General features: G+C 72.0%; 26 protein-coding genes and 1 riboswitch. Of the genes, 15 read left to right on the top strand and 11 right to left on the bottom strand.

Annotated elements, in window-relative coordinates; translation table 11 throughout:
* Positions 1-111 precede the first annotated feature (111 nt).
* The 5 genes from ddaH (at position 112) to ACFYNL_RS00705 (ending at position 7,436) form a co-directional block, all read left to right on the top strand.
* Positions 112-921 carry a dimethylargininase gene (gene ddaH / locus ACFYNL_RS00725; protein WP_388794269.1) on the top strand — a complete coding sequence of 270 codons (810 nt, stop codon included), beginning with the start codon at positions 112-114 and terminating at the stop codon, positions 919-921.
* Complete coding sequence (rocD, locus tag ACFYNL_RS00720) at positions 921-2,138, top strand: ornithine--oxo-acid transaminase (RefSeq protein WP_388794266.1); 1,218 nt, start codon at positions 921-923, stop codon at positions 2,136-2,138. Before ddaH ends, rocD begins: the two co-directional genes overlap by 1 nt.
* 463 nt (positions 2,139-2,601) lie before the next feature.
* Entirely contained in the window at positions 2,602-5,061 is a 2,460-nt protein-coding gene (locus tag ACFYNL_RS00715) for a SpoIIE family protein phosphatase (RefSeq protein WP_388794263.1), read from the top strand.
* 87 nt (positions 5,062-5,148) lie between these two features.
* Positions 5,149-6,381 carry a PP2C family protein-serine/threonine phosphatase gene (locus ACFYNL_RS00710; RefSeq protein WP_388794260.1) on the top strand — a complete coding sequence of 411 codons (1,233 nt, stop codon included), beginning with the start codon at positions 5,149-5,151 and terminating at the stop codon, positions 6,379-6,381.
* A gap of 323 nt (positions 6,382-6,704) precedes the next feature.
* Complete coding sequence (locus ACFYNL_RS00705) at positions 6,705-7,436, top strand: lysophospholipid acyltransferase family protein (RefSeq protein WP_388794257.1); 732 nt, start codon at positions 6,705-6,707, stop codon at positions 7,434-7,436.
* 25 nt (positions 7,437-7,461) lie between these two features.
* Here the strand turns inward: ACFYNL_RS00705 and ACFYNL_RS00700 are convergent, their stop codons facing one another.
* The 7 genes from ACFYNL_RS00700 to ACFYNL_RS00670 all read right to left on the bottom strand — a co-directional run bounded on the left by ACFYNL_RS00700 (position 7,462) and on the right by ACFYNL_RS00670 (position 12,734).
* Positions 7,462-8,232: an urease accessory protein UreD gene (locus ACFYNL_RS00700; protein ID WP_388794254.1), complete on the bottom strand. Its 771-nt coding sequence runs from the start codon at positions 8,230-8,232 to the stop codon at positions 7,462-7,464.
* Positions 8,220-8,897 (bottom strand): urease accessory protein UreG, encoded by a 678-nt coding sequence (gene ureG / locus ACFYNL_RS00695; RefSeq protein ID WP_388794251.1) that lies wholly within the window; start codon positions 8,895-8,897, stop codon positions 8,220-8,222. The genes ACFYNL_RS00700 and ureG overlap by 13 nt, the downstream gene beginning before the upstream one ends.
* Positions 8,898-8,947: 50 nt before the next feature.
* Positions 8,948-9,622: an urease accessory protein UreF gene (locus ACFYNL_RS00690; protein ID WP_388794248.1), complete on the bottom strand. Its 675-nt coding sequence runs from the start codon at positions 9,620-9,622 to the stop codon at positions 8,948-8,950.
* 11 nt (positions 9,623-9,633) lie between these two features.
* Positions 9,634-11,355 carry an urease subunit alpha gene (locus tag ACFYNL_RS00685; protein ID WP_388794245.1) on the bottom strand — a complete coding sequence of 574 codons (1,722 nt, stop codon included), beginning with the start codon at positions 11,353-11,355 and terminating at the stop codon, positions 9,634-9,636.
* Positions 11,348-11,659: an urease subunit beta gene (locus tag ACFYNL_RS00680; RefSeq protein ID WP_388794242.1), complete on the bottom strand. Its 312-nt coding sequence runs from the start codon at positions 11,657-11,659 to the stop codon at positions 11,348-11,350. Before ACFYNL_RS00680 ends, ACFYNL_RS00685 begins: the two co-directional genes overlap by 8 nt.
* A 9-nt stretch (positions 11,660-11,668) precedes the next feature.
* Positions 11,669-11,971, bottom strand: a complete 303-nt coding sequence (locus tag ACFYNL_RS00675; RefSeq protein ID WP_019756640.1) for an urease subunit gamma — start codon at positions 11,969-11,971, stop codon at positions 11,669-11,671.
* A gap of 133 nt (positions 11,972-12,104) precedes the next feature.
* Positions 12,105-12,734: a TetR/AcrR family transcriptional regulator gene (locus ACFYNL_RS00670; protein ID WP_388794238.1), complete on the bottom strand. Its 630-nt coding sequence runs from the start codon at positions 12,732-12,734 to the stop codon at positions 12,105-12,107.
* Between the two features lie 104 nt (positions 12,735-12,838).
* On the opposite strand from ACFYNL_RS00670, the gene ACFYNL_RS00665 reads away from it, so the two are divergent.
* Positions 12,839-13,858 (top strand): ABC transporter permease, encoded by a 1,020-nt coding sequence (locus tag ACFYNL_RS00665; protein ID WP_388794235.1) that lies wholly within the window; start codon positions 12,839-12,841, stop codon positions 13,856-13,858.
* Positions 13,859-13,945: 87 nt separating this feature from the next.
* Here the strand turns inward: ACFYNL_RS00665 and ACFYNL_RS00660 are convergent, their stop codons facing one another.
* Positions 13,946-14,233 carry a type II toxin-antitoxin system Phd/YefM family antitoxin gene (locus ACFYNL_RS00660; RefSeq protein ID WP_388794232.1) on the bottom strand — a complete coding sequence of 96 codons (288 nt, stop codon included), beginning with the start codon at positions 14,231-14,233 and terminating at the stop codon, positions 13,946-13,948.
* Between the two features lie 69 nt (positions 14,234-14,302).
* Here ACFYNL_RS00660 and ACFYNL_RS00655 point away from each other — a divergent pair, with 69 nt between their 5' ends.
* The 3 genes from ACFYNL_RS00655 (at position 14,303) to ACFYNL_RS00645 (ending at position 16,283) form a co-directional block, all read left to right on the top strand.
* Positions 14,303-14,938, top strand: coding sequence for an ATP-dependent Clp protease proteolytic subunit (locus ACFYNL_RS00655; RefSeq protein WP_388794229.1), 636 nt, complete (start codon positions 14,303-14,305; stop codon positions 14,936-14,938).
* Between the two features lie 7 nt (positions 14,939-14,945).
* Positions 14,946-15,254, top strand: a complete 309-nt coding sequence (locus ACFYNL_RS00650; RefSeq protein ID WP_388794222.1) for a hypothetical protein — start codon at positions 14,946-14,948, stop codon at positions 15,252-15,254.
* Positions 15,255-15,595: 341 nt separating this feature from the next.
* Positions 15,596-15,806, top strand: a riboswitch (cyclic di-AMP (ydaO/yuaA leader).
* Between the two features lie 3 nt (positions 15,807-15,809).
* Complete coding sequence (locus tag ACFYNL_RS00645) at positions 15,810-16,283, top strand: C40 family peptidase (RefSeq protein ID WP_388794219.1); 474 nt, start codon at positions 15,810-15,812, stop codon at positions 16,281-16,283.
* A 52-nt stretch (positions 16,284-16,335) separates the two neighbouring features.
* On the opposite strand, the gene ACFYNL_RS00640 is transcribed toward ACFYNL_RS00645, so the two are convergent.
* Positions 16,336-16,950 carry a LysE family translocator gene (locus ACFYNL_RS00640; protein ID WP_388794216.1) on the bottom strand — a complete coding sequence of 205 codons (615 nt, stop codon included), beginning with the start codon at positions 16,948-16,950 and terminating at the stop codon, positions 16,336-16,338.
* A 90-nt stretch (positions 16,951-17,040) separates the two neighbouring features.
* Here ACFYNL_RS00640 and ACFYNL_RS00635 point away from each other — a divergent pair, with 90 nt between their 5' ends.
* Positions 17,041-17,964: a LysR family transcriptional regulator gene (locus ACFYNL_RS00635; RefSeq protein WP_388794213.1), complete on the top strand. Its 924-nt coding sequence runs from the start codon at positions 17,041-17,043 to the stop codon at positions 17,962-17,964.
* Between the two features lie 3 nt (positions 17,965-17,967).
* On the opposite strand, the gene ACFYNL_RS00630 is transcribed toward ACFYNL_RS00635, so the two are convergent.
* Positions 17,968-18,426: an ATP-binding protein gene (locus ACFYNL_RS00630; RefSeq protein WP_388794210.1), complete on the bottom strand. Its 459-nt coding sequence runs from the start codon at positions 18,424-18,426 to the stop codon at positions 17,968-17,970.
* A 213-nt stretch (positions 18,427-18,639) separates the two neighbouring features.
* On the opposite strand from ACFYNL_RS00630, the gene ACFYNL_RS00625 reads away from it, so the two are divergent.
* Positions 18,640-19,518, top strand: a complete 879-nt coding sequence (locus ACFYNL_RS00625) for a helix-turn-helix domain-containing protein (RefSeq protein ID WP_388794207.1) — start codon at positions 18,640-18,642, stop codon at positions 19,516-19,518.
* A 9-nt stretch (positions 19,519-19,527) separates the two neighbouring features.
* Positions 19,528-19,755: a DUF397 domain-containing protein gene (locus tag ACFYNL_RS00620; protein ID WP_388794204.1), complete on the top strand. Its 228-nt coding sequence runs from the start codon at positions 19,528-19,530 to the stop codon at positions 19,753-19,755.
* A gap of 51 nt (positions 19,756-19,806) precedes the next feature.
* Here the strand turns inward: ACFYNL_RS00620 and ACFYNL_RS00615 are convergent, their stop codons facing one another.
* On the bottom strand, positions 19,807-20,934 hold the full coding sequence (locus tag ACFYNL_RS00615) for an 8-amino-7-oxononanoate synthase (RefSeq protein ID WP_388794201.1): 1,128 nt from the start codon (positions 20,932-20,934) through the stop codon (positions 19,807-19,809).
* A gap of 148 nt (positions 20,935-21,082) precedes the next feature.
* On the opposite strand from ACFYNL_RS00615, the gene bioB reads away from it, so the two are divergent.
* Genes bioB through bioD form a run of 3 tightly spaced genes read left to right on the top strand, consistent with a single transcriptional unit; the run spans position 21,083 to position 24,291 of the window.
* Positions 21,083-22,300 (top strand): biotin synthase BioB, encoded by a 1,218-nt coding sequence (bioB, locus tag ACFYNL_RS00610; RefSeq protein ID WP_388794198.1) that lies wholly within the window; start codon positions 21,083-21,085, stop codon positions 22,298-22,300.
* Positions 22,293-23,573, top strand: coding sequence for an adenosylmethionine--8-amino-7-oxononanoate transaminase (locus ACFYNL_RS00605; RefSeq protein WP_388794195.1), 1,281 nt, complete (start codon positions 22,293-22,295; stop codon positions 23,571-23,573). Before bioB ends, ACFYNL_RS00605 begins: the two co-directional genes overlap by 8 nt.
* Position 23,574: 1 nt before the next feature.
* Positions 23,575-24,291, top strand: a complete 717-nt coding sequence (gene bioD, locus ACFYNL_RS00600) for a dethiobiotin synthase (protein WP_388794192.1) — start codon at positions 23,575-23,577, stop codon at positions 24,289-24,291.
* The last annotated feature ends 48 nt before the right edge of the window (positions 24,292-24,339 follow it).

Raw genomic sequence — 24,339 nt, 5'->3', positions numbered from 1 at the left:
CAGCATTCCTGCGCGGACACGCAATATTTTTTCCTTGTCGGTCGTCTCCGGCACTTCCTACTTTGGTGTCAACCCACAGTCGACATTTCGAGGAAGCGGAGGAACCCCTCTGTGTCCGACTCCCGTGTGCCGCGCCGGCGGCGGTATCTCGTCTGCGAACCCAGACACTTCGCCGTGCAGTACGCGATCAACCCCTGGATGCATCCCGACGCCCCGGTGGACGTCGACCTCGCCCAGGAGCAATGGCAGGCACTGATCCATGCCTACCGCACCCACGGCCACACCGTCGACACGGTGGAGCCCGCCCCCGGCCTGCCGGACATGGTGTTCGCGGCGAACTCGGCGGTCGTCGTGGACGGCCGGGTCTTCGGTTCGCTCTTCCACGCACCGGAGCGGCGCCCCGAGTCCACGCACTACGACACCTGGTTCAAGACGGCCGGCTTCGACGTGTACCGCCCGGAGGCCGTGTGCGAGGGCGAGGGGGATCTGGTCTGGACCGGCCGGTACGTGCTGGCCGGCACCGGGTTCCGTACCACCCGTGAGGCACATCGCGAGGTGCAGGAGTTCTTCGGGCATCCGGTGATCAGCCTGACGCTGGTGGACCCGCGCTTCTACCACCTGGACACGGCGCTGTTCGTCCTGGACGACGACAACATCGCGTACTACCCGGAGGCGTTCTCGCCGGGCAGTCGTGAGGTGCTGGCTCGGCTGTACCCGCACGCGGTGCTCGCCACCCGTGACGACGCGATGGCGTTCGGCCTGAACTCGGTGTCCGACGGCCGCCACGTCTTCATCGCCCCACAGGCCGAGGCGCTCACCTCCGCACTCGCCGACCGCGGCTACGTCCCCGTCCCCGTCGACCTGTCGGAGTTCCGCAAGGCCGGCGGCGGCATCAAGTGCTGTACCCAGGAGATCCGCTGATGACCGCTCCCGTCACCGCCCGCTCGTCCGCCGACCTGATCCGCGCCGAGGAGCCGGTCCTGGCGCACAACTACCACCCGCTGCCCGTGGTCGTCGCCCGCGCCGAGGGCACGTGGGTGGAGGACGTGGAGGGCCGTCGCTACCTCGACATGCTGGCCGGTTACTCGGCACTGAACTTCGGCCACCGCCACCCCGCGCTCATCGAGGCGGCGCACCGCCAGCTGGACCGGCTGACCCTGACGTCCCGCGCGTTCCACAACGACCGCCTCGCCGAGTTCGCCGAGCGGCTGGCCGCCCTGACGGGCCTCGACATGGTGCTGCCGATGAACACGGGCGCCGAGGCGGTCGAGTCCGGCATCAAGGTGGCCCGCAAGTGGGCGTACGAGGTGAAGGGCGTCCCGGCCGATCAGGCGACGATCGTGGTCGCCGCGGAGAACTTCCACGGCCGTACGACGACGATCGTGTCGTTCTCCACGGACGAGACGGCCCGGCAGGGCTTCGGTCCCTTCACGCCGGGCTTCCGGGTCGTGCCGTACGACGACCTGGCGGCACTGGAGGCGGCCGTCGACGAGACGACGGCGGCGGTGCTGCTGGAGCCGATCCAGGGCGAGGCGGGCGTGCTCATCCCCGGCGACGGCTATCTCGCCGGCGTGCGGGAGCTGACCCGGCGCAAGGGCTGCCTGTTCATCGCGGACGAGATCCAGTCCGGCCTCGGCCGTACGGGCCGTACGCTCGCCGTCGAGCACGACGGGGTCGTCCCGGACGTGCTCCTGCTGGGCAAGGCGCTGGGCGGCGGCATCGTGCCGGTGTCGGCGGTGGTGGCCCGCCGTGACGTCCTCGGCGTGCTGCGGCCGGGTGAGCACGGCTCGACGTTCGGCGGCAACCCGCTGGCCGCCGCGGTCGGCACGGCGGTGGTCGACCTGCTGGAGACCGGCGAGTTCCAGCGCCGGGCCGCCGAGCTGGGCGTGGTCCTGCGGGGCGGTCTGTCGGCGCTGGTCGGCAAGGGCGTCGTCGGCTTCCGCGCGCGCGGGCTGTGGGCGGGCGTGGACATCGACCCGGCCTTCGGCACCGGCCGCGAGATCGGCGAGCGCCTTCTGCGCGAGGGCGTCCTGGTCAAGGACACCCATGGCTCCACCATCCGCCTGGCCCCGCCCCTGACGATCACGACGGAGGAGCTGACAGGGGCGCTGGGCGCCCTGGAGAAGGTTCTGACGTAACCACCGCTCAGGACCGAGCAGCCCGGCTCCCGTCTCGGGGGGCCGGGCTGCGGGGTGGGTTGCGGGACCGAGTCGCGGCGGCTGACGTGGAGGGAGAGCGGGACGAGCCGAGTCCGGTCGCTGCGGACAGGCCGGCTGAGCGCCCCTGAGCAGACCGAGCACCGGCCGCCGGCCACGGACCGGGCCCCGCGGCACCGGAAACCCCCCGAGCCCGACCGCGCGAGCAGACCCGGAACCGGACGACGCTGAAGGTCTTGCCACGAAGCGCCCCGGTCGGGCCGTGACCGTCGCGGCAAGGGCGGGAACGCGAGCGCCGCCCGGCGTCGCGGGGGACGGGCCCCGGCGTCGCGCTGCCCGCTGTGGAGCAGCCCCTCCCGGACCCCGCGAAGAGGCGGGGGTGACCGGAAGGGTGAAGATGGGGACAAGAGGTGGTAGACCGCTCTCAGCGACAGAGAGGTCGGCCGTGGGCACACACGAGGAGCAGGGCATTGCCCGGCAGGGGTACGACGTGGCGGACGCCGCGCCTCTGCTGCTCGACGCGCAGGGTCTGGTGACGGGGTGGACCAGGGACGCGCACCGGCTGCTGGCGTACCCGGCCTCGGAGGCGGTGGGTCGGAGCGTCGCCGAGCTGTTCGACGCCGAGGACGCGCGGCGGGTGCCGGAGCTGATGGAGCGGTGCCGGAGGGAGGGGGGCTGGGCCGGGCTGCTGACGGCCGTGCACAAGGACGGCTCCCTGGTCAGGCTGATGGTGCGGATCACGTCCGCCAGTGACGCCGAGGGACCTTCGCGCTGGCTCGTGCTGCTGTCCGAGCTGGCGGACGCACCGGGTTGGGACATGAGCCGCGCCGTACTGGAGCAGATGGTCGCCCGCTCCCCCGTGGGCATAGCGATCGTCGACACGGACCTGCGCTTCGTCTGGTCGAACGCGGCCCTCTCGCAGTTCGGCGGCGGCCCGCCGAGCCGTCGCCTCGGGCTACGGCTCGCCGACATCCAGCCCGGTCTGGACGCCCGCTCCATCGAGGCGCAGATGCGGCGCGTGCTGACGACCGGCGAACCGATCGTCGGCTACGAGCACATCGGCCGCGCACGCTCCGCCCCCCTGCGCGAGACCGCCCACATGATGTCGTTCACCCGGCTCGACGACGGCCAGGGTCACCCCATGGGCGTGTACTACACGGTGGAGGACATCTCCGACCGGCACCGCAGCCGCCAGCGCCTGGCCCTGCTCGACCGGGCCGGCCAGCACATCGGCCGCACCCTCGACATCAACCGCACCGCCCAGGAACTGGCGGAGGTGGCCGTACCCGGGCTCGCGGACCTGGTCACCGTGGACCTACTGGAGTCGGTGCTGCGCGGCGGGGAGCCGGCCGCCGGGCCGCTGAGCGGCACGGACCCGGCGCCGCTGCGCCGCGCGGCACAGCGATCGGTCACCGAGCGGGTTCCGGAGGCCGTCGTCGCCGTCGGCGAGCTCGTCGCGTATCCGGCGGGGTCGCCGCCGATCCGGTGCCTCAGGACGGCCGAGGCCTGGCGGGAGGAGCGGCTCGATCCGCTGGGCGAGGCGTGGTCCGAGCACGCGCACGGCGGACAGGCCGCCATCTTCCTGGAGCTGGGCCTGCACAGCGTCATGATCGTGCCGATCCGCGCCCGGGGCGTCACCCTGGGCCTGACGACCTTCTTCCGGCGGCACCGCCAGGAACCCTTCGAACAGGACGACCTCAACCTGGCCGAGGACCTCGTCTCCCGCGCCGCCGTCTGTGTCGACAACGCCCGCCGCTACACCCGCGAACGCGACGCCGCCCTGGTCCTGCAGCGCAGCCTGCTGCCGCACCGGCTGCCCGAGCAGGACGCCCTGGAGGTGGCCGCCTGCTACCGGCCGGCCGACGAGCTGACCGGCCTCGGCGGCGACTGGTACGACGTCATCCCGCTGTCCGGTGCCCGTGTCGCCCTGGTGGTGGGCGAGGTGCCCGGACACGGCATCGACGCCGCCGCGGCGATGGGCCGGCTGCGTACCGCCGTACGGACTCTCGCGGCGCTGGACCTCCCGCCGGAGGAGGTGCTGGCCCACCTCGACGACCTGGTCGCGCAACTGGCCCGTGAGGAGAGCGCCGGGCCGACCGGACAGGAGGCCGCCGTGACCGGGTCCGTGGGTTCGGGGTGTGTGTACGTCGTCTACGACCCGGTCGACGGGCAGTGCACCATGGCGGCGGCGGGCCATCCGGCGCCGGCCGTCGTGCTGCCCGACGGCACCGCCACCTTCGTCGACCTTCCGCAGGGACCGCCGCTCGGCGCTGGCGGCCCGCCCTTCGAGTCGGTCGAGCTGGCCCTGGCCGTCGGCAGCACGCTCGCCCTGCACACCGACGGGCTGCTGGCGCGCGGTGACACCTGGGCCGTCGACGCCGACCGGGATCGGCTGCGGCAGGCGCTGGAGCGGCACGCGACCTCCCTCGACCTGCGCTGCCGGGCCGTGGTCGACGCGCTGGTGCCGGACCGCCCGCACGACGACGTGGCCCTGCTGATGGCCCGCACCCGGCCCCTGGGCATCGAGCAGGTAGCCGACTGGGACCTGCCCGCCGACCCGGCAGCCGTCGCCGACGCCCGCAAGACGGCCACCCGGCAGCTGACCGAGTGGGGGCTGGACGACCTGGCCTTCACCACGGAACTGGTCGTCAGCGAACTGGTCACCAACGCGATCCGGTACGCCGCCGGCCCCATCCGGCTGCGTCTGATCAGGGAGCGCGCTCTGATCTGCGAGGTGTTCGACGGCGGCGCGACCGCCCCGCACCTGCGTCATCCGCGCACCACCGACGAGGGCGGCCGCGGGCTGCTGCTGGTCTCCCAGTTCACCCAGCGGTGGGGCACCCGCTTCGTACCCGAGGGGAAGATCATCTGGGCCGAGCAGTCCCTGACCGACGCTCCGCCCTGACCTGCCGTCCGGGCGCACATGTAGTACATCGGTACATACGCCACAGAGCGTGGGAAACTGGTCAGGTCCTGGTAGTGAGGCGAAGCCATGGAAGACAAGGCGATCGACTACGAGGCGGTGTTCCAGGCGCTGCCCGGCATGGTCGCGCTGCTGACCCCGGACCTGCACTACGCCGACGCCAACGAGGACTTCCAGCGCCTGTCCGGGCGCACCCGCGAACAACTGGTGGGCCGGTACATCTTCGACGTCTTCCCGGACAATCCCAACGATCCCGCCGCCACCGGCATGAGCGACGTCCGGGCGTCGATGCTCCGCGTGGTGGCCACGGGTGAGCGCGACGCCATGGCACTGCAGCGCTACGACGTCGAGGACGCCGCCCGTCCCGGCCACTGGGAGGAGCGCTACTGGAGCCCGATCAACGCACCCGTCCAGGGCCCGGACGGGCGGGTGGCGTTCATCCTGCACCGGGTGGAGGAGGTCACCGAGCTCATCCGGCTGCGCGGCGGCGCGGGCACGGACTCCCGGGCGCGGGTTCTGGAGGCCGAACTGTACACCCGGGCCCGCGAGTTGCAGGAGCTGAACGAACGACTGCGGCAGGCCCACGCCCGCGAGCGCGAGGTGGCCCTGGCCCTGCAGGAGGCGATGCTGCCCGCCCGACGGCAGGTGGGCAACCACCGGGCGGCGGTGCGCTACCGGCCCGCCGTCGGCGCGCTGAACGTGTGCGGCGACTGGTACGACCTGATCGACCTGGTGGGCGGCAACCGCATCGGGGTCTCCGTGGGCGACGTGGTCGGGCACGGACTCCCGGCCGCCGGCGTCATGGGTCAGCTGCGCAGCGCGCTCAGCGCCACCTCCCGGGTCGCCGACGGCCCGGCCCAGGCGCTCGACGTCCTGGGGCGGTACGCCCATGTGGTCGACGGCGCCGAATCGGCCACGGCGGTCACGACGTTCATCGACTGCGACGCGCACACCATCACCTACAGCAGCGCCGGCCATCCGCCACCCCTGCTGGTCCATGGCGACGGCAGTGTGGAGTTCCTGGACATGGCCACCGATCCCCCGCTGGACGCCCGCCCCGACCCGAGGCCGAGACCACAGGCCGCCACCACGTACGCCGACGGTGCCACGCTCGTGCTGTACACGGACGGCCTGATCGAACGCCGCCGCGAGGACATCGACACCGGCCTCGACCGCCTCGCCGACGCCCTCGTCCGCCACCGCACCGCTGACCCCGAGGCCCTCGCCGACGCCGTTCTGCTGGAGTTGCTGCCGCCGGGCGGTGCGACCGACGACGCGGCGCTGATCATCGTGCGGCTGTGATGAACGAGCAGACACCACGACTCGCCGCAAGGGCGGACCGCCTGCCACCCGGTGACCGTGATCACGCCAAACCCCGCCGTCCGGTTGCCGCACACCGATCGCCGACACCAGGCTGGTCGGGCGGTCCTCCCCATCCGCAAGCGACGCCGTCCACCGAGCTACTGACGTCTCGTCAGGAAAATCGGCTTCGGTCGGCATCCGTCCGACCCGACCCGGTTCCGACCCGTCACCCCTGCGCCTACACTGGCAGCCCCACGGCACGCTGGTTGACCTGCCGGAACTCGGCGGCCCGAGCCCACCCGCCGGAGTGAGGAGCGACCCTCTTGTTCTACTACGTTCTGAAATACGTGTTGTTGGGACCTCTGCTGAAACTGTTCTTCCGCCCGCGCATAGAAGGCCTTGAGCACGTGCCGGACACGGGTGCCGCCATCATCGCCGGCAACCACCTGTCGTTCTCCGACCACTTCCTGATGCCGGCCATGCTGAAGCGACGCATCACGTTCCTGGCGAAGAAGGAGTACTTCACGGGCCCCGGCCTCAAGGGACGCCTGACGGCGGCGTTCTTCCGCAGCGCCGGCCAGATCCCGGTCGACCGCACCGGCAAGGACGCCGGACAGGCGGCGATCCGCGAGGGGCTCGGGGTCCTGCGCAAGGACGAGCTCCTCGGCATCTACCCGGAGGGCACCCGCTCGCACGACGGCCGGCTCTACAAGGGCAAGGTCGGCGTCGCGGTCATGGCGCTCAAGGCCGGGGTCCCGGTCATCCCGTGCGCGATGATCGGAACCTTCGAGGCGCAACCGCCGGGCAAGGTGATCCCGAACATCCACCCGGTCACCATCCGGTTCGGCGAGCCGCTCGACTTCTCCCGGTACGCCGGCATGGAGAACGAGAAGGCGATCCTGCGCGCCGTGACCGACGAGATCATGTACGCCATCCTGTCGCTGTCCGAGCAGGAGTACGTCGACCAGTACGCGGCCGTCGCCAAGGCCGAGGAGGCCGCAGCAAAGGCGTCCATGGAGAAGGAGCGCAAGTTCCGGCGGCTGCCCATCCGTTGAGGGGTGTCACTCGGCCGGGTCCGGCTCAGCCGAACGACTCCAGCGCCTCGTCGAGCAGCCTGCGCAGCCGCAACGCGTCCGCCGCCACGGCACTCACCAGGGCGGCGGGCCCGGCGAGCGGCATCACGGCGGCGTTCTCCCCCAGCACCCGGGCCTTCACCGGACGGTCGGCGAACTCCGGCCGGACGACGAGGAGTTGACCGACGGCCCGGAGTCCGCCGAGCCCCGCGGGCCCGTCCCAGCCACCCGGCGCGCCGGGCCCGCAGGCAACCTCCTGATCGAGTACCGACCGGTCCGCGACACGCACCCGGATCCGGCTGCCGAGCCGTCCCGGCTCCTCCCCCACCCGCCCGAGCACCTGCTCCTCGCGCAACACGAGCCGCCCGGTCGCGGCCACGTCGACCTGTGTGGTGACCCGCAGGTCGCTGCCCCGCGCGGAGATCAACTGCTCGGGAAGCCAGTGCAGTTCGGCTCCGTCGGCCACGGTCAGCCGTACGTCGTAACGGGCCTCGTTCTTGCTCTGCCCCGGCAGCGCGATGGTCGCCGCGGCCGATCCGACGCGCAGCCGGGCGCCCGCCGCCACCTCGGCCTCGACGGTGAAGTGGTCGCCGCCGAGGGGTCCGCTCATGGCGCCGACGAGCACGACCCGCGCCTCGGCGGCACCGCCCCGGGTGCGTCTGAGAGCCAGCGGCCCGTCGCTGTCGAGGACGGGAAGGGCTGTGCCGCCCCGCCCGTCGTCCCGGGCGGCGATCCGCGCGACGGCCCGTACGCCACCGGTCACGGTCACGCCGTCCACGCGGCGAGCCGCGCCCGCACCCAGGCGGCCACGTCCGCCACGCTCGCCTCGCTCCTGAGCGACTGGAACACGACCGGCAGTTCGGCGCGCTGCGCCTTGGCGTCGGCCGCCATCCGCGCCAGGTCGGAGCCGACGTACGGCGCGAGGTCGGTCTTGTTGACCACCAGCAGATCGGCGGTGGTCACCCCGGGGCCGCCCTTGCGCGGGATGTCGTCGCCGCCGGCCACGTCGATCACGAAGATCTGCGCGTCGACGAGTCCCTTGGAGAAGGTGGCGGTGAGGTTGTCCCCGCCGGACTCGACCAGGACGAGGTCGAGGGGACCGACCTCGTCCTCCAGGTCCTCGACGGCTTCGAGGTTCGCGGAGATGTCGTCCCGGATCGCCGTGTGCGGGCAGGCCCCGGTCTCCACGGCCGTGATCCGCTCGGGCGGCAGCACGGCCTCGCGCAGCAGGAACTCGGCGTCCTCCCGCGTGTAGATGTCGTTCGTGACGACGGCGAGGGACAACTCGTCGCGCAGGGCACGGCAGAGCGCGGCGACGGTGGCCGTCTTGCCGGATCCGACGGGTCCTCCGAGGCCGATGCGCAGGGCGCGGCGCGAGCCGTCGGGCCGGTGCGCGTCGGCGCTGACCGCGGCGGGCACGTCGTGGGAGTGGTCGAGATGCATGGGCGGCTCCTTCGGTGTGGGACGTGCGGTGAGTCGAGTGGCGGGGTGTACTACGAGGCGAACAGCCGCACCGGCCAGGCCGCGTGCGCCTCCGCCCCGATCTCCAGCAACGGCCCCGAGGAGGCGGGCAGTTCGTCGGCCCCGCCGAGCAGCACGCCTCGGGCCGCCTCCACCGCGCGATCCGCGACCCGGTCCGTCTCCGGTGCCAACCGGGCCAGTACGGCGGTCGCGGCGAAGGGATCGAGGCTCAGCAGCCGTACCACCGCGCTCGCCGCCCCGCTCACGCTCTCGTACGCCGCGCAGTGCGCCGCGTCGACCGCCCCCAGCCCGGCCGCCCGGGCCACGACTCCGAGCACCACCGGCTGGTGCGCGCCCTTGGGGAACCGGCGAGCCAGGTCGTCCAGTTCGGGCGACGGCCAGGTGGCCCGTGCGGCCCGCATCAGCTGCCGTCCCAGCTTCCGGGCGACCGACCGCAACGCGGGTGACGGCGTGCGCGCGTCGGCCGCCTCGTCCAAGGCCACCGCGTCGGCCCCGAGCGCCGCCGCCGCGGCGAGCGACGCAGCGACCAGTCCCGCCGTGTGCAGCCGGCCCCGGCAGAAGTCCTCCAGGTCGGCGGCCCCGGTGATGCGCCCCGCCTTGACGGCCGCCTCGGCCCCGCCGGAGTGCGCGTGGCCTCCGGCGGGAAAGCGGCCGTCGGCGAGGACGAGAAGTGCTGCCCGTGACATGGTTCCCGCCGTCAGAAGAGGAAGTACCGCTGGGCCATGGGCAGTTCGTCGGCCGGACTCGCCTCGACGAGCTCTCCGTCGATGTGCACAGCGAAGCTGTCGGGATCGACCCGTACGTCGGGCCGGGCGTCGTTCTGCCGCATGTCGGCCTTGGTGACCCCACGCGTCGACTCGATGGCCATGAACCGCTTCCCGAGCTGGAGCCGCTCCGGCAGTCCGTCCTCGATCGCCAGCGGGGCGACGAAGTTGACGGAGTTGGCGGCCGGTGCCCGCCCGATCGCCCCGTACATCGGCCGGGGCAGGATCGGCTGCGGCGTCGGGATCGAGGCGTTGGCGTCGCCCATCTGCGCGTACGCGATCTGGCCGCCCTTGATGACGAGGTGCGGCTTGACCCCGAAGAACGCCGGTTCCCACAGCACCAGGTCGGCCAGCTTCCCGCTCTCCACCGACCCGATCTCCCGGGCCAGGCCCTGGGCGAGCGCCGGGTTGATCGTGTACTTGGCGACGTAGCGGCGCACCCGGTGGTTGTCGGCCCGCCCGTCGCCGGGCAGGGCGCCGCGGCGCCGCTTCATGACATGGGCCGTCTGCCAGGTCCGCATGACGACCTCACCGACCCGTCCCATGGCCTGCGAGTCGGACGAGATGATCGAGATCGCGCCCAGGTCGTGCAGGACGTCCTCCGCGCCGATGGTCGAGGGCCGGATCCGCGACTCGGCGAAGGCGAGGTCCTCCGGCACCGCGGGGTTGAGGTGGTGGCAGACCATCAGCATGTCGAGGTGTTCCTCGGCGGTGTTGACGGTGAACGGCCGCGTCGGGTTCGTCGAGCTCGGCAGCACGTGCGGCTCGGAGACGACGGTCATGATGTCCGGTGCGTGCCCGCCGCCGGCGCCCTCGGTGTGGTACGCGTGGATGCCGCGGCCCGCGATCGCGGCGAGCGTGTCGCCGACGAATCCGGCCTCGTTGAGCGTGTCCGTGTGGATCGCGACCTGGATGCCGGTCTGTTCGGCGACGGTGAGCGAGGCGTCGATGACGGCCGGCGTCGAGCCCCAGTCCTCGTGCAGCTTCAGGCCGAGCGCGCCGCCGCGGATCTGCGACAGCATCGCCTCGTGGGAGACGGTGTTGCCCTTGCCGAGGAAGCCGATGTTGAGCGGGTACTGCTCCATCGCCTCCAGCATCCGTGCCAGATGCCACGGCCCCGGCGTCACGGTGGTCGCCTTCGAGCCCTCGGCCGGTCCGGTGCCGCCGCCCACCAGGGTCGTGATGCCCGCCGCCAGGGCCTCGTCGGCGATCTGCGGACAGATGAAGTGGACGTGCGCGTCGATGGCGCCGGCGGTGAGGATGCGTCCGTTGCCGGCGATGATCTCGGTCTCGGGGCCGATGACGAGGTCCGGGTGCACCCCGTCCATCGTGTCGGGGTTGCCCGCCTTGCCGATGCCGGTGATCCGGCCGTCGCGGATGCCGACGTCGGCTTTGACGATGCCCCAGTGGTCGATGATCACGACGCCGGTGACAACGGTGTCGGGGGTGCCGTCGGCGCGCGTGGCACGCGACTGGCCCATGGACTCGCGGATGACCTTGCCGCCGCCGAACACCGCCTCGTCCCCGGCGAGTCCGGGCCCGCCGCAGCGGTCCTCCTCGATCTCGACCAGCAGATCGGTGTCGGCGAGCCGGATGCGGTCACCGGTGGTCGGGCCGAACAGGTCGGCGTACGCGGCACGGGAGATCTCAGGCATCGAGGGCACCTCCGGTCTCGCCGCGCAGTCCGGGCACGACGCGGGCACCGGTGAGCGGGACGAGTTCGACGTCGACGGGGATCCCGGGCTCGAAGCGCACGGCGGTGCCGGCGGCGATGTCGAGCCGCTTGCCGCGGGCCGCGGCGCGGTCGAAGTCCAGTCCGGGGTTGGCCTCGGCGAAGTGGTAGTGGGAGCCGACCTGGACCGGCCGGTCGGCGGCGTTGAGGACGGTGAGGCGGGTGACCTCGCGGCCCGTGTTGTAGGCGATCGGGCCGTCGGCGAAGAGGATCTCTCCGGGAATCATCGAGGCCCCTCAGACGATCGGGTCATGGACGGTGACCAGCTTGGTGCCGTCCGGGAAGGTCGCCTCGACCTGGACGTCGTGGATCATCTCCGGGACACCCTCCATGACGTCGTCCCGGGTGAGCAGCTTGCGTCCGGAGGACATCAGCTCGGCGACGCTGCGGCCGTCCCGCGCGCCTTCGAGGATGTGCGAGGTGATCAGGGCGACCGCTTCGGGGTGGTTCAGCTTGAGCCCGCGGGCCCGGCGCTTGTCGGCCACGTCGGCCGCCACGTGGATGAGCAGCCTCTCTTGCTCGTGCGGGGTCAGTTGCACGTCCCACCTCACAGTCCTCGCTCCGGACCGTGCGGGGTCCGGTTGCCGCGGCCACGGGGCAAAGTGCCTGGTGGCGTGGATCGGCAGGCTAGTTGGACCGCGTTTCGGGCAAGTTAACCGAGCTGTGATCCCCTCAGGAGCCCGGCTCCGCGGCCCGCATTCCCGTCAGTGCCCGCAGGCCGTCCTGGAGGACCTCGACCGGCGCCGGCCCGAACAGGGCCTGCTGGGCGATGAACCCCTGCACGGTGGCGATCATGGTGCGGGCCACATGGTCGGCGGAGATGTCCGGCGGCATCATCCCGGCGTCCTGGTAGGCCTCGACGGCCCTGACCCATGCCTCGCGCAGGGTTGTGAAGACATCCGCCAGGACGCAGGCCAGTTCCTTGTTCCGCACGGTCTCCGCCCAGACCTGGATGACCAGCGGCGGGAAGACCGATCCCCCGTCGTCGTCCAGGGCCGAGTAGACGCCGAGCGTGCGACCCAGGACCGCTCCGACCAGGAGGTCCGGCGGCGGGGGCGGGCTCTGCCGGGCGACCTCCTCGAAGGACGCGCGCACCTCGCCGAGCACGTCCTTCACGATCGCCGCGATCAGTTCGTCCTTGCCGCTGAAGTAGCGGTACACCGCTCCGGCGGAGAGGTCGACCTCCTTCAGCACGTCCTGCATGGACGTGGCGTGGAAGCCGTTGCGGGCGAAGAGGCGCGCGGCGCCGTCGAGGATCTGCCGGCGGCGGGCGTCGAGGTGTTCCTGGGATACGCGGGCCATGGTCCACAAAGTAAAACGAACATTCCTTCTTGACAAGCGGAGGCCCGGCGAGCACGGTGGAGCCGTTGGTAAAACGAACAATCCTTCTTTTTGGAGTCGTGACCATGTCGTCCACCCGCTCCGCCCCAACACCCGGCAGCACCGGAATCCGGCGCCTGATCGCGGTGGTCGCGCTCGTCCCCGTCCTCGCCGCACTCGCCCTGTGGGCGTTCGCCTGGCCCGCGGCCCGCACCGCCCCCCGCGACCTGCCGCTCGGGGTGGCCGGCCCGGACACCGCGGCGACCCGGGTGGAGCACCGGCTCGCCCAGCGCGCCGGCGCCTTCGAGATCCACCGCTACGCCGACGAGGCCGCCGCCCGGGAGGCCATAGCGGACCGGACCGTGTACGGCGCGGTCGTCGCGACCCCCGAGGGTCCGAAGCTGCTGACCGCGTCGGCCGCGAGCCCGGCCGTCGCCCAACTGCTCCAGCAGGCGGTGGCTCAGCGGGCCGCGGCCGAGGGGGCCCAGGTCGAGACGGTCGACGTCGTGCCCACCCCCGAGAGCGACCCGCGCGGAGCGGCCCTGACGTCCAGCGTGCTGCCGCTCGCCCTGGCCGGTATCGCGGCGGGCGCGGCCGTGACCCTGCTCGGGCTGCGCGGGATGCGCGCGGTGAGCGCCCTGCTCGGCACCGCGGCCCTGATCGGCGTGATCACGGCGGCGCTGGCGCACAGCTGGCTGGAGGTCCTCACCGGAAACTGGTGGGCGGAGGCCGGGGTGCTCGCACTGATGTCCCTGGCGGTGAGCGCCAGCGTCGCGGGGCTCGCCGCGCTCCTCGGTCCCGCGGGCACAGGGATCGCGGCGGGCGTCGTCATGCTGTTCGGAAACCCCTTCTCCGGGGCCGCCTCGGCCCCGCAGCTCCTGCCCGAGCCGGCCGGCGCGATCGGCCAGTGGCTGCCGCCGGGCGCGGGTACGAGCCTGCTGCGGTCGGTGTCCTTCTTCGACGGCGCGGCGGCGACCGGCCCGGTCCTGACGCTCACCTGGTGGGCCACGCTGGGCCTGGGCGCCGTCCTGCTGGGGAGCACGCTCAAGGCACGCAGGAAGAGCGCCGCACCAGCGGGTGAGCGGGAGATGGCCGCTGTCGGCTGACGCTCCGGCCGCATCCGAACGACCGTGCCCCACGCCGCAGCGGAGGGGGCACGGTCTTTTTTCGACTTGAGGGGTGCGAGGACCGCCCTACGAGGAACCCGGCCCGCGATGCTCGGCCGCGATTCCGAACCGCTGCCGTTCGCGGGGAGCGGAGGCCACGTCGCGGACGCCGGAGACGGTGCTGACCACCTGCTCCCCGGCCGGGTCCGCGGACTCCCCGAGCTTTTCGAGTCGTTCGAGGTCAGAGGCGGAGACGAGGGCGACGAGGGGCTTTCCGTGGCGTGTCACCACGACGCGCTCACCGCCGTACACCACGCGATTGATCAGTTCGGCGAGCTCAGCCCTGGCTTGCGTCACCGGAATCTCGTAGGCCATGCTCCCCACATTACGTCATGTACGTCCTGTACATTTTTTTACAGGCACCTCGGCAAGGGAGCGTGAACCATGACCCGACCGTCCGCCCGTTACGTCCTGCCCGAGTTCACCGAGCGCACGAGTTCCGGCATCAGGACCCAGGACCCGTACGCGAAGCTGCTGGAGGAGCGGATCGTCTTCCTCGGCACCCCGATCGACGACATCTCGGCGAACGACGTGATGGCCCAGTTCATGTACCTGGAGCACAAGGGCCCCGATCAGGACATCTCGCTGTACATCAACTCGCCCGGAGGCTCGTTCAGCGCCATGTCGGCGGTCTACGACACGATGAAGTACGTCGCCTGCGACGTGGAGACGATCTGCCTGGGGCAGGCCGGTTCGGCGAGCGCCGTGCTGCTGGCGGCGGGCACACCGGGGAAGCGGTTCGCGCTGCCGGGCGCCCGTGTGGTGATCCACCAGCCGGCACTGCCCGAGCCGGTGCAGGGCCAGGCGAGCGATCTGGCCATCCAGGCCGAGGAACTGACGCGCGTTCGGGCCCGGCTGGAGGGGATGCTCGCCCAGCACACCGGGCGCAGTCGCGAGCAGGTGGCCGCGGACATCGAGCGGGACAAGATCCTCGACGCGCAGGAGGCGCTGGAGTACGGGCTGGTGGACCGGATCATCCCGAGCCGCAAGGCCACCCTCGCCCCACCTACAGGAAGGTGACCGGCCGGTGCTCCCACCCGAGTTGCCGCCCCTGCCCGCGCTGACGCGCGCCGAGGGCGAGTTGATCGACCGTTACCTCGATGTGGCCGACCTGCTGGGCCGGATCAATCCGGCCCACCACGGTGACACCTACCGCGGACTGCGCGCCGCCCAGGCTCTGGTGGCCAAGGCGGCCGCGTTGCGGGACGCGCTGGCGCTGATGCACCAGCGGGGGGAGACGGAGCTGCACGCGCCCACGCTGGCGCGCGCGCTGCGCGTGCTGGACGGAGAACGCCGCACGGCTCGTGTCACGCTGCCCCCGCGCTCCGACAGTTGACGAGTCGTCCAGACCGGTTCCGGACGTCTCGGTGCGCTGACGAGTCGTCCGGACCCGTGCTGAAACGGACCGAACGGCGTACCCCCTTTCGGCGTAGCCGCGTGTCCTTTTGCGCACCCCTCAAGGTTGCGCAACGGCCATCGGCACAGGGTGCAATTGGGCACTCCGTCCCAGGTCCGAGGCTCCTCGGGCATCTGGACACCCAGCCCGACACGAGGGTGTCCACCCGAACGGGTGAGTGGTGAGTAACACCACAAATCCCCGGTTCCGTTGGGCTTTTCGCTCATCCGTGCGTCAAGATCCCTGTCTGACGACAAGCCCCCGCCACCGCGGCGGGGCGGTCCGGGCGGACGCCGAGTCCTGCCGCCGCCCGGATGACCGGTCGACAGGAGTGGATCGGCAGGAGTGGAGGACCCGAGCAAGACGGGTCGCCGGAGCGGACGTTCGTTCGAGCCGAGCAGCCCTTGGGGTGAAGCCGTGGCAACGCGGCCGGGCAACTTCGCCAGCCCGAATCCGACAGGTCATCCTTCACAGGCGGCTGACGAAGGGTTGCGCATGACTGCGCTCAATCGGGTCCCGTCGCTCATGGCCCGGGCCGGTACGGCCTCGGCCCTCACGCTCGCCGCGGTGGGTGGCACCGTGGTCGCCCCCGGCTTCGCCTCCGAGGCCGAAGCCGCGACGCCGGCGACGAAGGCACTTCAGGTCGCGGCCTCCAAGAAGGGCTCCCCGTACAAGTGGGGCGCCACCGGACCGCACAGGTTCGACTGCTCCGGGCTCACGCTGTACTCGTACAAGAAGGCGGGCAAGAAGCTGCCCCGTACGGCGGCCCAGCAGTACAACAAGACCCGCCACATCTCGGCGCAGAACCGCAAGGCCGGGGACCTGGTGTTCTTCCACTCGGGGTCGAACGTCTACCACGTCGGTATCTACGCCGGGAAGGGAAAGATCTGGCACTCCCCGAAGAGCGGGGACGTCGTGCGGCTGCAGAAGATCTGGACCAGGAGCGTCTGGTACGGCCGGGTCAAGTGACCTCCCCGGGGCGGTGGGGGCGGCCTGACACGCCGTCACCGCCCCCGGGGCCTCAGAGGGCCGACAGCGGCCCCGCGAGCAGCGCCAGGCCGAAGACCGTCAACGCGGCGCCCGTGCCGACCGTGACCGCCCGGGCGACGCGCGGCCTGCGCAGCCATCGGCCCAGCCGGTCCACCAGCAGGGCGACGACCTGGAACCACACCAGCGCGATCGCGAGGACGATCAGGGCGAGCAGCAGGGTCCGGGGCAGCGCCGGAGCGCCCGCGGGCACGAACTGCGGCAGCACGCTGAGGAAGGTCAGGGACGCCTTCGGGTTGAGGGCGTTGGTCACGAAGCCCTGCCGCAGCGGTCGCCGGGTGGAGTCCTCGGGCGGGTCGGCCACGTCGGTGTGCGGCTGCCGGAGCGTCTGGACGCCCAGGTACAGCACATAGGCGCCGCCGACCGCCTGGAGGGCCCGGAACAGCGCCGGTACCGCCGCCAGGACCGCGGCGACGCCCACCACCGCCAGCGTCACATGGACCAGCAGCCCGGCCCCGATCCCGAGCGCACAGGCGATGCCGGCCCTTCGGGAGACGAGGGCGTTGCGTACGACGACGGTGAAGTCCGCCCCGGGCATGGCGACCAGGCCGGCGGAGACCCCGGTGAAGGCGATGAGCTGCGCGTCCATGACGTCAGCGTGCCGTGCGGAAGCCTTCAGCAGGTATGTCGAATAATCTGAGGCCACCTGAAGCGTTCCTTAAGGCAGACAGGGGCCCGCGTGTACGACCCGAACCGGCTCGCGGCGTTGGTGGCGGTCGCGGAGGCGGGTTCGATCACCCGGGCGGCCGAGCGCCTGGGCTACACCACACCCGCGCTCTCCCAGCAGCTGGCCAAGCTGGAACGCGAGGCGGGCACCGCTCTTCTGGTACGGCACCACCGTGGGGCGCGGCTCACGGGGGCGGGCGAGATGCTGGTGACGCGGGCCCGGCGCGTGCTCGACGAACTGGAGCGGGCACGCCATGAACTGGCCCGGCTGACCGGATTGTCGGGCGGCACCCTCCGGTTGGCCACGTTCCAGACCGCCGGTATCCATCTGCTGCCCCCGGTCCTCAGCGCCTTCCGCCGCGCGTATCCGGACGTGGAACTGACCGTCACCGACTACGAGCCGTCGGCCGGTGTCACCGCAGTGGCGGCCGGGGAGGTCGATCTGGCGCTGACACACGCCTACGAGCCCGGCGATCCGGTGCCGCTGCCGTCCTCCGTCGACATCGAGCCGATCCTCGTCGAGGAGCTGGTCCTGGTGTCCGCTCCGGGCCACGCCCTCACGAGCGGGACCGCTCGGCTGCCGCTGGCCGAGCTCGCCGGGCAGCCGCTGATCAGCATGGCGCCGGACGCTCCGGCACGGCGGGGTGTGGAGGCGGTGCTGGCGAGGGCCGGGGCCACGCCCTCGGTCCTGGTGCCGACGCCGGGGTACCTGCTGGTGTGCGCGCTGGCCAGTGCGGGGCTCGGGGTGGCCGTCGTACCCGAGATGGTGGCGCGGACGTCGGTCACCGCGGTGGGGGTGCGCGCGCTGGAGGACGGCGGACTGCGCCGTACGATCTCGGTCGCCTTCCGCGGCGCCGAGGCGGCACCGGCCGCGGACGCCTTCCGGGCCCTGCTGCGTGGCACGTTCGGACGCGCCCGGCAGCCGCCGCGGACCTGACGGTCAGGGCTCCTGCTGCCCCGCGGCCGGCACCCGGGCCGCCGGGACGGTCCACGGCAGCTCGATGGAGATGGTCTTGCCGCCCTCGCGGGTGGGCCGCACTCTCAGCTTGCCGCCGCACTCGGCGGTCAACCAGCGGATGATGACCAGGCCCCGGCCGTTGTCCTGCTGGACGGCGGCCGGCAGCCGCTTGGGGAAGCGCGGGTGGCTGTCGGTCACGCCGATGCGCAGCTGTTCGTCACGGTCCAGCTCGATGTCCACCCGGAACGTGGGTGACTGCCCGAGGGTGTGCTGCACGGCGTTGGTGGTGAGTTCGGAGACGATAAGCCGGATCGTGTCGGCCGCTTCGGTGTCCGGTGGCAGCCCCCACTCCGCGAGGGTGGTGACCACGTAGGTCCGGGCCGCGGAGACCGAGGCGGGATCGCTCGGCAGAGTGACGGATGCTTCCAGATGATCTGCCATGGCGACGTCGTCCCTTTCCCACGGGACCGCAGTCCGACACGGAGCGGATGGTTCGAGTACGGTCCCGGACTGGTGCTTCGTCGTCAGACTGCCATTACCGCCCCTGTCAGAGGTGGCGATCCACCAAGATATGCATATATCTGTCGCTCGATGCGGTGAACTCTGCGACGGCAGAGCGTATTTGGGCGGCTCGGTTGGAGTAAGGAGTTCCCCATGCAGCACGGGCCCGCGGTGCGCCGCCGGAAACTGGGCGCAGAACTGCGCGCGTTGCGTACCGGGGCGGGGCTCACCAGTGGTGAGGCGGCCCGGCTCGTGGGCTGGCACCAGTCCAAGGTGAGCCGGATCGAGACAGGCTCCAGCGGGGTGAAACCGGCCGATGTGCGGTTACTGCTGGACGCGTACGGCGTGGAGGACTCCCGACTGCGCGAGTTGCTGGAGGTGTTGGCGGGCTCCGACGAGGGTGGCGGCCGACATCACTGGTGGCACGCGTATCGCGGCGTACTGCCGCCGACGTACCGGGACTTCATCAGCCTGGAGTCACAGGCGAGCGCGATGCGCACGCTGGAGACCTCCGTGGTGCCCGGGTTGCTCCAGACGCCCGAGTACGCCCGGGCGGTGACCCGGGCCGCGGTGGGCGGACTCACCGACGAGGCCGGCGCCGACGACGAGCGGCTCGACGCACTGGTGGCCGTGCGGCTGGCCAGGCAGGACGTGCTGCACGCCGATCCGCCGCTGCGACTGAGCGCGGTGCTGGACGAGGCGGTGCTGCGCCGGGAGGTCGGCGGGCCCGAGGTGATGGCGCGGCAGCTGGTGCGGCTGACGGAGGCGGCACGGCTGCCCCATGTCCGGTTGCAGGTTCTGCCGTTCGCGGCCGGGGAGCATATCGGCATCACCGGGCCTTTCGTTATCTTCTCATTTTCGCGCACTTCTGATCTGGATGTGGTTGTTCTCGACCACTTGACGAGTAGCCTCTACCTCGAACGGAAAGAAGACCTCCGGGCCTACACGGAGGCCTTCAACGCCCTTCGGATCCACGCCCTTTCGCCCGAGGAATCGTTGGATTACATCGCCGCGCTGAGTGGCGGCGCGTAAGGAGGCACCATGACCGCAATGCCTCGGAACGTACCTTCCAGTACCGATCTGCTCGGTGTTCGGTGGCTGCGCAGCAGCTACAGCACGGGAGCGAACAACTGCGTCGAGACGGCACGGACGCGCTCCGGCCCCTGGACCGGACTGCTGGCCGTACGCGACTCCAAGGACCCGGCCGGACCCGCGCTGCTCTTCTCCCCCGAGAGCTGGGCGGGCTTCACGGCCGCATTCCAGTCCTGACCGATTCTGACCGAACCTGACCGTCCTGGCGCACGGCCGTGTCACGCCGACTCATGGTCGTGTCTCGCCGATGACCTGAACAGCGCGTTCGATCTGCCCCTCGGAGAGGTCCGCGCGGGCGGTGAGCCTCAGCCGTGAGATGCCGTCGGGAACGGAAGGAGGACGGAAGCAGCCCACGGCGAGTCCTGCCGCTCGGCAGTCGGCCGCCCACGCGACGGCCTCCTCCGGGGAGGGCGCACGCACGGAGACGACCGCGGCGTCCGGACGCACGGCTTCCAGACCCGCGGCCGTCAGCCGGGTGTGCAGGTCGTCCGCCACCGCGCGGGCCCGCGCGGCACGCTCCGGCTCACGGCGCAGCAGTCTCAGTGCCGCGAGTGCGGCGCCCGCCGCCGCGGGCGCGAGGCCCGTGTCGAAGATGAACGTCCGGGCCGCGTTGACCAGATGGTCGATCACCCGGGCCGGACCGAGCACGGCACCGCCCTGACTGCCCAGCGACTTGGACAACGTGACCGTCACGACGACGTCGTCGGCGCCCGCGAGCCCCGCCGCGTGCGGGGCGCCGCGGCCGCCGGCGCCGAGCACGCCGAGGCCGTGCGCGTCGTCGACCACCAGGCCCGCACCGTGCTCCCGGCACGCCCGCGCGAGCCCGGCCAGCGGGGCGGCGTCGCCGTCGACCGAGAAGACGGTGTCGGACACGGCGACCGCGGGTCCGTCGTGCGTGTCGAGCGCCTTGCGCACCGCGTCCGGATCGGCGTGCGCGACGACCTGGGTGGTGCCGCGGGCGAGTCGGCAGCCGTCGATGAGCGAGGCGTGGTTGCCCGCGTCGGACACGATCAGGGAGCCGTGCGGCGCGAGCGCGGTGACCGCGGCGAGGTTGGCCGCGTAGCCGGAGGAGAAGACCAGCGCCGCCTCGAAGCCGCAGAAGTCGGCCAGCTCGCGCTCCAGGTCGGCGTGCAGCTCCGTGGTACCGGTGACGAGCCGGGACCCGGTCGCGCCACCGCCCCACTCCCGCGCGGCCCGCGCCGCCCCCTGCGTCACCTCGGGATGCCGGGCCAGGCCCAGGTAGTCGTTGCTGGCGAGATCGAGGAGCGGTGAGTCGGCGGGGCGGGGGCGCAAGGTCCGTACGAGTCCGGCGCGGCGGCGCAGCTCCGCCTGCTCGTCGATCCAGCCGAACGCCATGGGTCCTCCGGGGCTTTTGTAGGTAGCGGACAGACACTAGCGGCAGGACCGCTCGCCCATGGTGTGGCAATACCCACACGTCGAACCGGGTGTGTTGTGTGATCCCCACCTTGGCCCGGGACGGCTCGATAGGACAGGATCGGTCACCATGGACCTGCTGAACACGCTGGTGGACAAGGGGCTTCGGCGCGAGCTGCCGACCCGCGAGGAAGCGCTGGCCGTCCTCGCCACTTCCGACGACGACCTGCTCGATGTGGTGGCCGCGGCCGGGAAGGTGCGCCGGCACTGGTTCGGCCGGCGGGTGAAACTCAACTATCTCGTCAACCTCAAGTCGGGCCTGTGCCCGGAGGACTGCTCCTACTGTTCCCAGCGGCTGGGCTCCACCGCCGGCATCCTGAAGTACACCTGGCTCAAGCCGGACGAGGCCTCCGAGGCCGCGGCCGCCGGACTGGCGGGGGGCGCCAAGCGGGTCTGCCTGGTGGCGTCCGGGCGTGGCCCGACCGACCGGGACGTGGACCGGGTCTCCGAGACCATCAAGACGATCAAGGACCAGAACGAGGGCGTCGAGGTGTGCGCCTGCCTCGGCCTGCTCTCCGAAGGCCAGGCGGAGCGGCTGCGCGAAGCGGGTGCGGACGCGTACAACCACAACCTCAACACCTCGGAGTCCACCTACGGGGAGATCACCACCACGCACACCTACGCCGACCGCGTCGACACCGTGCAGAAGGCCCACGCGGCGGGGCTGTCCGCGTGCTCCGGGCTGATCGCGGGCATGGGCGAGTCCGACGAGGACCTGGTCGACGTCGTGTACTCGCTGCGTGAGCTGGACCCCGACTCGGTGCCGGTCAACTTCCTGATCCCGTTCGAGGGCACCCCGCTGGCCAAGGAGTGGAACCTCACCCCGCAGCGCTGTCTGCGCATCCTGGCGATGGTCCGGTTCGTGTGCCCGGACGTCGAGGTGCGGATCGCGGGCGGCCGCGAGGTGCATCTGCGCACGATGCAGCCGCTCGCCCTGCACCTGGCCAACTCGATCTTCCTGGGCGACTACCTCACCAGTGAGGGCCAGGCGGGCAAGGCCGACCTGGAGATGATCGCGGACGCCGGGTTCGAGGTGGAGGGCGCCGACCAGGTGACGCTGCCGGAGCACCGGGCGGCGGCCGGGGGCGGGTGCGGCTCGCACGCGAGCGCCGGCTGCGGACCGGACGAGGGCGCGGGCTGCGGGTCGCAGGAGAGCGCCGGGTGCGGGTCGCACGAGGGTGGCGGAGTGTGCGGTACGGCCGCTGCCGCGCCGGTCGGCGAGCCGCGCACCGACCTGGTCGCCGTACGCCGCCGAGGCGCCGGAACGGACCTCGCACCCAATGCCTGACCTGAGCGTGCCCGAACTGCTCGCCCTCGACCGGCGGCACGTCTGGCATCCGTACGGTCCCATGCCGGGCCGTGCCGACCCGCTCGTCGTGGAGTCGGCGAGCGGGGTGCGGCTGAAGCCGGCGGACGGATCGGGCGAACTGGTCGACGGCATGTCGTCCTGGTGGTCGGCGATCCACGGCTACAACCACCCCGTGCTCAACGAGGCCGCGCGCGATCAGCTGTCGCGCATGAGCCATGTGATGTTCGGCGGGCTCACCCACGAGCCCGCCGTCCGCCTGGCGAAGCTCCTTGTCGACATGTCGCCCGACGGCCTGGAGCATGTCTTCCTCGCCGACTCCGGGTCGGTGTCGGTCGAGGTCGCGGTCAAGATGTGCCTGCAGTACTGGCGTTCCCTGGGCCGCCCGGGGAAGCAGCGGCTGCTCACCTGGCGTGGCGGCTACCACGGCGACACCTGGCAGCCGATGTCGGTGTGCGACCCCGAGGGCGGGATGCACGAGCTGTGGACGGGGGTCCTTCAGCGTCAGGTGTTCGCGGACCCGCCGCCAGCCGAGTACGAGGAGTCCTACGCCGCACAGCTGCGGACCCTGATCGAACGCCACGCACACGAACTGGCCGCGGTGATCGTCGAACCGGTGGTGCAGGGCGCGGGCGGGATGCGGTTCCACTCCCCTGCGTATCTGCGAGTGCTTCGGGAGACGTGCGACGCGCACGAGGTGCTGCTGGTGTTCGACGAGATCGCGACCGGGTTCGGGCGCACCGGCGCGCTGTTCGCGGCGGACCACGCGGCGGTGACGCCGGACGTCATGTGCGTCGGCAAGGCACTGACCGGCGGCTACCTGACGATGGCCGCCACGCTGTGCACCTCGCGCGTTGCCGACGGCATCTCACGGGGCGAGGTGCCGGTGCTGGCGCACGGTCCGACGTTCATGGGCAATCCGCTGGCCGCCGCGGTCGCCTGCGCCTCGATCGAGCTGCTGCTCGGCCAGGACTGGGCGGCAGAGGTCCAGCGGATCGAGGCGGGACTGCGGGAGGGACTGTCCGCCGCGGTGGACATTCCGGGTGTGAAGGACGTACGGGTCCTCGGCGCCATCGGGGTGGTCCAGCTGGACCACTCCGTCGACATGGAGAGGGCGACCGCGGCCGCCTTGCGTGAGGGTGTGTGGCTGCGGCCGTTCCGCGACCTCGTCTACACGATGCCGCCTTACGTCACCGGCGACGCGGACGTGGCACGGATCGCCCGCGCGGTGTGCGCTGCGGCGCGGGAGGGCTGACATGGCGGTACTGGTGATCACGGGCACGGGCACCGAGGTCGGCAAGACGGTCACGACCGCCGCGATCGCAGCGGCGGCGGTGGGCGCGGGCCGGTCCGTGGCCGTGCTCAAGGCGGCGCAGACGGGCGTACGGCCGGACGAGCGCGGCGACGCCGACGAGGTCGCGCGGCTCGCGGGCGGCGTGACGAGCACCGAACTCGCCCGCTATCCGGACCCCTTGGCACCGGCCACGGCCGCGCGCCGGGCCGGACGGGCCCCGGTCCGGCCGCACCGGATCGCCGAGGCCGCCGCCGAGCTGGCCGCCGAGCATGACCTGGTGCTGGTGGAGGGGGCGGGCGGGTTGCTCGTCCGTTTCGACGAGGCGGGCGGCACGCTGGCGGACGCGGCCGAACGCATGGCGGCGCCGGTTGTGGTGGTGGCCTCGGCGGGCCTGGGCACGCTCAACACGACCGAGCTGACCGCCCGTGAACTGCGGGGTCGGCGGCTGGAGTTGCTGGGCGTGGTGATCGGCAGCTGGCCCGATGCACCGGATCTGGCGTCGCGCTGCAATGTCACGGACCTGCCGGAGGTCGCAGGCGCGCCGTTGCTGGGTGCGGTACCCGCGGGGGCCGGAGGACTGGCGCCCGCCGACTTCCGCGCCGGGGCGCCGGGGTGGCTGGCGCCGCGGCTGTTCGGGACGTGGGATGCCGAGCAGTTCCGGGGGCGTACGGCGCCCTGAGGCGGGCCCGCCGGTGACGCTCCCGGAGTGTCGGACCCTCGTGCCATG

Origin of the sequence: Streptomyces sp. NPDC007808, assembly GCF_042868655.1 — a bacterium.
GTDB lineage: Bacteria > Actinomycetota > Actinomycetes > Streptomycetales > Streptomycetaceae > Streptomyces.
The sequence above is the reverse complement of the archived record's forward strand: the minus strand, read 5'-3'. Positions and strand labels throughout refer to the sequence as shown.

Coding starts and splice junctions, on each gene's coding strand:
- rocD (WP_388794266.1), top strand. CDS start 921: ATGACCGCTCCCGTCACCGCCCGCTCGTCCGCCGACCTGATCCGCGCC.
- ACFYNL_RS00710 (WP_388794260.1), top strand. CDS start 5,149: ATGGAAGACAAGGCGATCGACTACGAGGCGGTGTTCCAGGCGCTGCCC.
- ureG (WP_388794251.1), bottom strand. CDS start 8,897: ATGCATCTCGACCACTCCCACGACGTGCCCGCCGCGGTCAGCGCCGAC.
- ACFYNL_RS00690 (WP_388794248.1), bottom strand. CDS start 9,622: ATGTCACGGGCAGCACTTCTCGTCCTCGCCGACGGCCGCTTTCCCGCC.
- ACFYNL_RS00685 (WP_388794245.1), bottom strand. CDS start 11,355: ATGCCTGAGATCTCCCGTGCCGCGTACGCCGACCTGTTCGGCCCGACC.
- ACFYNL_RS00680 (WP_388794242.1), bottom strand. CDS start 11,659: ATGATTCCCGGAGAGATCCTCTTCGCCGACGGCCCGATCGCCTACAAC.
- ACFYNL_RS00670 (WP_388794238.1), bottom strand. CDS start 12,734: ATGGCCCGCGTATCCCAGGAACACCTCGACGCCCGCCGCCGGCAGATC.
- ACFYNL_RS00665 (WP_388794235.1), top strand. CDS start 12,839: ATGTCGTCCACCCGCTCCGCCCCAACACCCGGCAGCACCGGAATCCGG.
- ACFYNL_RS00660 (WP_388794232.1), bottom strand. CDS start 14,233: ATGGCCTACGAGATTCCGGTGACGCAAGCCAGGGCTGAGCTCGCCGAA.
- ACFYNL_RS00655 (WP_388794229.1), top strand. CDS start 14,303: ATGACCCGACCGTCCGCCCGTTACGTCCTGCCCGAGTTCACCGAGCGC.
- ACFYNL_RS00645 (WP_388794219.1), top strand. CDS start 15,810: ATGACTGCGCTCAATCGGGTCCCGTCGCTCATGGCCCGGGCCGGTACG.
- ACFYNL_RS00640 (WP_388794216.1), bottom strand. CDS start 16,950: ATGGACGCGCAGCTCATCGCCTTCACCGGGGTCTCCGCCGGCCTGGTC.
- ACFYNL_RS00630 (WP_388794210.1), bottom strand. CDS start 18,426: ATGGCAGATCATCTGGAAGCATCCGTCACTCTGCCGAGCGATCCCGCC.
- ACFYNL_RS00625 (WP_388794207.1), top strand. CDS start 18,640: ATGCAGCACGGGCCCGCGGTGCGCCGCCGGAAACTGGGCGCAGAACTG.
- ACFYNL_RS00620 (WP_388794204.1), top strand. CDS start 19,528: ATGACCGCAATGCCTCGGAACGTACCTTCCAGTACCGATCTGCTCGGT.
- ACFYNL_RS00615 (WP_388794201.1), bottom strand. CDS start 20,934: ATGGCGTTCGGCTGGATCGACGAGCAGGCGGAGCTGCGCCGCCGCGCC.
- bioB (WP_388794198.1), top strand. CDS start 21,083: ATGGACCTGCTGAACACGCTGGTGGACAAGGGGCTTCGGCGCGAGCTG.
- ACFYNL_RS00605 (WP_388794195.1), top strand. CDS start 22,293: ATGCCTGACCTGAGCGTGCCCGAACTGCTCGCCCTCGACCGGCGGCAC.
- bioD (WP_388794192.1), top strand. CDS start 23,575: ATGGCGGTACTGGTGATCACGGGCACGGGCACCGAGGTCGGCAAGACG.